Source organism: Cryobacterium sp., from assembly GCF_025463825.1.
Classification (GTDB): Bacteria; Actinomycetota; Actinomycetes; order Actinomycetales; family Microbacteriaceae; genus Cryobacterium.
In genome coordinates this window covers 1-3,731 of sequence record NZ_JAODBG010000050.1, presented here as the reverse complement: position 1 = coordinate 3,731, position 3,731 = coordinate 1, and the positions used below count along the sequence as shown (strand labels likewise).

General features: G+C 66.9%; 3 protein-coding genes, 1 tRNA gene and 1 pseudogene. 4 read left to right on the top strand and 1 reads right to left on the bottom strand.

The window, feature by feature from the left end; translation table 11 throughout:
* The coding region (locus JWP54_RS06110; RefSeq protein WP_367274189.1) for a chitinase at nucleotides 1-1,627 on the top strand (1,627 nt) is incomplete at its 5' end.
* Between the two features lie 151 nt (nucleotides 1,628-1,778).
* Here the strand turns inward: JWP54_RS06110 and JWP54_RS06105 are convergent.
* Nucleotides 1,779-2,297 carry a hypothetical protein gene (locus JWP54_RS06105; RefSeq protein ID WP_297368779.1) on the bottom strand — a complete coding sequence of 173 codons (519 nt, stop codon included), beginning with the start codon at nucleotides 2,295-2,297 and terminating at the stop codon, nucleotides 1,779-1,781.
* A gap of 238 nt (nucleotides 2,298-2,535) precedes the next feature.
* Between JWP54_RS06105 and JWP54_RS06100 the strand changes: the two genes are divergently transcribed.
* From JWP54_RS06100 to JWP54_RS06090, 3 genes and pseudogenes are all read left to right on the top strand, one after another.
* Nucleotides 2,536-2,612 (top strand) — tRNA-Pro (locus tag JWP54_RS06100).
* Between the two features lie 178 nt (nucleotides 2,613-2,790).
* Nucleotides 2,791-3,048 carry a helix-turn-helix domain-containing protein gene (locus JWP54_RS06095; RefSeq protein ID WP_297368775.1) on the top strand — a complete coding sequence of 86 codons (258 nt, stop codon included), beginning with the start codon at nucleotides 2,791-2,793 and terminating at the stop codon, nucleotides 3,046-3,048.
* 21 nt (nucleotides 3,049-3,069) lie between these two features.
* Nucleotides 3,070-3,731, top strand: a pseudogene (locus JWP54_RS06090) (site-specific integrase); the annotation flags it as partial.

Below are 3,731 nucleotides of genomic sequence, written 5' to 3'. Positions count from 1 at the left end.
TCAAGTGAGCGACCTGACGACCACGCCGGCACTGCCGCCGGTTCCGCAGCCGACCACGTCCATGGACCGGTCCGGCCAACCGCACCGCCGCCTGTCGGTGGTGCGGGTGTTCCTCGGGGTGGTGCTCGCGGTGGCGCTGTCCTCCGGCGGCTACCTCGGACTGCAGTGGTGGGGTTCGGCGCAGGCCGCCGAGGCCTACAACCCCTGGTTCGCCGGCTACGTCGACGTGACCGCCACGCCCGCCTACGACTTCGAGGCTTCGGCCGCCGCAGCCGGCAGTGACGTGGTGCTCTCCTTCATCGTCGCCACCACCGACGACCCGTGCACCCCCACCTGGGGCACCCATTACACCCTCGATGAAGCGTCGGACGAGCTCGATCTCGACCGCCGGCTCGCTCGGGTGAAGCAGCTCGACGGGCAGATCGTCGTGTCCTTCGGCGGACTGCTCAACACCGAGCTGGGCACCGGCTGCACCGACAAGACGGCGCTCATCGCCGCCTACGCCGCCGTGCTCGACCGGTATGACGTGACGACCATCGACCTCGACCTCGAGGGCGACAACCTCACCAACACCGCCGCCGGCGCCCGCCGGGCGGGCGCGATCGCCGAACTGCAGGCCGACCGGCGCGCCGCCGGCGACGACCTCGCCGTGTGGCTCACGCTCCCGGTCGCCCCCTCAGGTCTCACGGAGGACGGCACCGACGCGGTCGCCGCGATGCTCGACGCCCAGGTGGACCTGGCTGGGGTGAACCTGATGACCATGGACTACGGCAGCAGCAAGGACGCCGACGAGACCATGGCCGAAGCATCCGTTATCGCTGCCAAGTCCGCCCACCGGCAGATCGGTGCGCTTTATTCGCAAGCCGGCACCGAACTGACGGATGCCACGCTGTGGTCGAAGATCGGCCTGACGCCCATGGCCGGGCAGAACGATGTGGCCGGCGAGGTCTTCGACCTCGACGCCGCCGCCGCGTTGAACACCTTCGCCCAGGAACAGCAGATCGGCCGGATGTCGCTGTGGTCACTCAACCGCGACACCACCTGCGGGTCCAACTACGCGGACCTCAAACGGGTGTCCGATTCCTGCAGCGGCATCGACCAGGGCGACCTCAAGTTCGTGGATGTGCTCGGCGAGGGCTTCACGGGCCGCCCGGTGACCGCGGCGGCGTCGGTGACCATCGACGAGGCCGCGTCGATCGAGTCGATCGAGGACAACCCGGCCACCAGCCCGTACCCGATCTGGGCGAAAGAGTCCTCCTACCTCGAAAGCGCCAAGGTGGTGTGGCACCGCAACGTCTACCAGGCCAAGTGGTGGACCAGCGGCGATCTGCCCGACAACCCCGTGCTCAACGAGTGGGAGACCGCCTGGGTGCTGATCGGACCGGTCCTGCCGGGGGAGACCCCCATTCCCCAGCCCACCCTGCCGGCCGGAACCTACTCCGAATGGGCCGGAACGGACATTTACGACAAGGGTGCCCTGATCCTGTTCGATGGCGTGCCGTACACCAGCAAGTGGTGGAACCAGGGGGAGAGCCCGGATGCCGCGGCGGCCAACCCCGACGGCTCGCCATGGGCACCGCTGCCCGATGACCAGGTGCAGGAGCTCCTGGACACCCTTCCCCAGTAGGAACGATTTTGGGCGGGGGAGGCCCAAACCAGACATACCCGGGACGGTCGTTAGGGCGCCGTCCCGGGTATTCCTCTGCGCACGCAGAGGGCAGAGAAATGCCCGGGACAGAGGTAGGGCTCCGTCCCGGGCGTTTCTCCCGAACGCGTCGTTAGCGCGTGGTCGTGGGTCCAGAGGTCGAGGCGTCGTCGCCATCGGCGGACGCGGCGGCGGCCGGAACCGGCACGCCGGGCTCGACAATGGCGGTCTGGGTGGTGCTCGAGTGCGCGGCAGCGTCCGAGTCGACGCTGGCATCGGTGTCGGTCGGCGCGGCGGTCTTCTCGTCGAACTCGCTGTCTTCGAAGTCGAAGTACGGCTCGGTGGCCAGGGTCGTTGCCGGAGCGGTCGCGGCGGCGGCAGCAGCGGTTGCCCGGGTGACCACGAGCACGGCGAGGGTGACGATGAAGCCGATCACGCCGGCGCCGATCAGGGTGGCGCCCAGGTTGCTGCCGGACTGGGCGGAGAAGTACGTCACGTAGTCAGCGGATTGCGACGTGTAGAAGTCGGCCTGGGTGGCGTTGGAGGAGGTGAGGATCCAGTACCCCGCGCCGGTCACGACCACGTCGACCAGCCACAGCAGCGCTAGGGCGAGGTTGAACTTGGACAGGGGGCCTGAGCTTTTCTGGGACATAACTTCCTTCGTTGATTGAGCGGCCGGTGACGACCTCGAGTCACGCTACGCACCATTCCTATGTGCAAGCTATGCGTTCGCAGGGAAACACCGCAGGCCGTACTGTGTGCCGAACGTTGATCGAGCTCGTCGAGATCCCGAGCCTCAACCCCAAAGTGAACACGAGCGCTCTGCCGAGGCGGTAAGCTAGTCCAGTTGTCTCCGGTAGATGCCCTCGCGGGAATCCACCGGGAAACGGCGGGCTGTAGCGCAGCTTGGTAGCGCACCTGACTGGGGGTCAGGGGGTCGCAGGTTCAAATCCTGTCAGCCCGACCAAATGTCCCGGAAACTCAAGGGTTTCCGGGACTTTTTTGGTTAAGAGATTTGATTGTGTCATCACTACGTCATCACTTTCAGCCCATTTCCGCCGCTCAGCCGGCCCTGCCATCCGACGCGCTGAGGTCGGTTTCGGTTCCTCCCGAACGTCCGGGATCGCCCGGCGCACCTTCTGGGTATGAGCATTCACAACGAGAACCCAATCCCTTCCCCCACCGACGACTGGGGTCTGGAGCCCCTGATGGACGTCCACGAGCTGGCCACCTACTTGGGCATCCCGATCTCCACGGTCTACGACTGGCGGGTGCACGGCAAAGGCCCCGCCGCGTACCGGTTCGGCAAACACCTCAAGTTCGCGATCTCCGATGTGCGGGCCTGGATCGCCCAGCAACGGGAACCCTCCTCCAGCGAGCCCAGGCGCACCGATCGGCGGTGAGCTGAGATGCCCCGGCAACGGTTGACCATCGGCACCTTCGGCGACATCAGCATCCGCAAGACGCCGACCGGCCGCTACGAGGCGCGGACCCGCTACCGCGACTGGGACGGCCACGCGCGCCTGGTGCAGGCCAGCGGCACCACCGCCAAGGCCGCAGAACGTGCGCTGAAGAGTAAGCTCTCCGACCGGGACCTGTTCCAACCCGCGGACACGACCCTGACGCCGGACAGCCTGTTCAGCGATCTGGTGACCTACTGGCTGGAGGACATCGACCTGGAGGGCCGGATTTCCCGCACCACCCGAAACCTCTACGAGCGCAACATGCGCACCCTCGTCTCCCCGGTGTTCGGCAGCCTGGCTCTGCGCGAGATCGGCGTCGCCCGATGCGACAAGTTCATTAAGCAACTATCGAAGATCTCCTACAGTCGCGCCAAACAGGCCCGGGTCGTGCTGCGACTCGCCCTGGAACTGGCGGTGCGGCATGAGGTACTCCCGCGCAACCCGATGGATCACGTTGGCCGCCTGCACCGTGAGCCGCACGTCCCCGACGCGCTAAGGGCCCCCGAGGTCAACACGATCCGCGCGGCGATCGCCCAGTGGGAGAGCGCCGCCGACCACACCTCCGGCCCGAAGCCTGACGGCCAGCTCGGTGCGATCATCGAGGTGATGCTCGGCACGTCAGC

What these genes read in the sequence shown, in the direction of transcription:
- JWP54_RS06105 (WP_297368779.1), bottom strand. Translation starts at nt 2,297, where the DNA reads ATGTCCCAGAAAAGCTCAGGCCCCCTGTCCAAGTTCAACCTCGCCCTA.
- JWP54_RS06095 (WP_297368775.1), top strand. Translation starts at nt 2,791, where the DNA reads ATGAGCATTCACAACGAGAACCCAATCCCTTCCCCCACCGACGACTGG.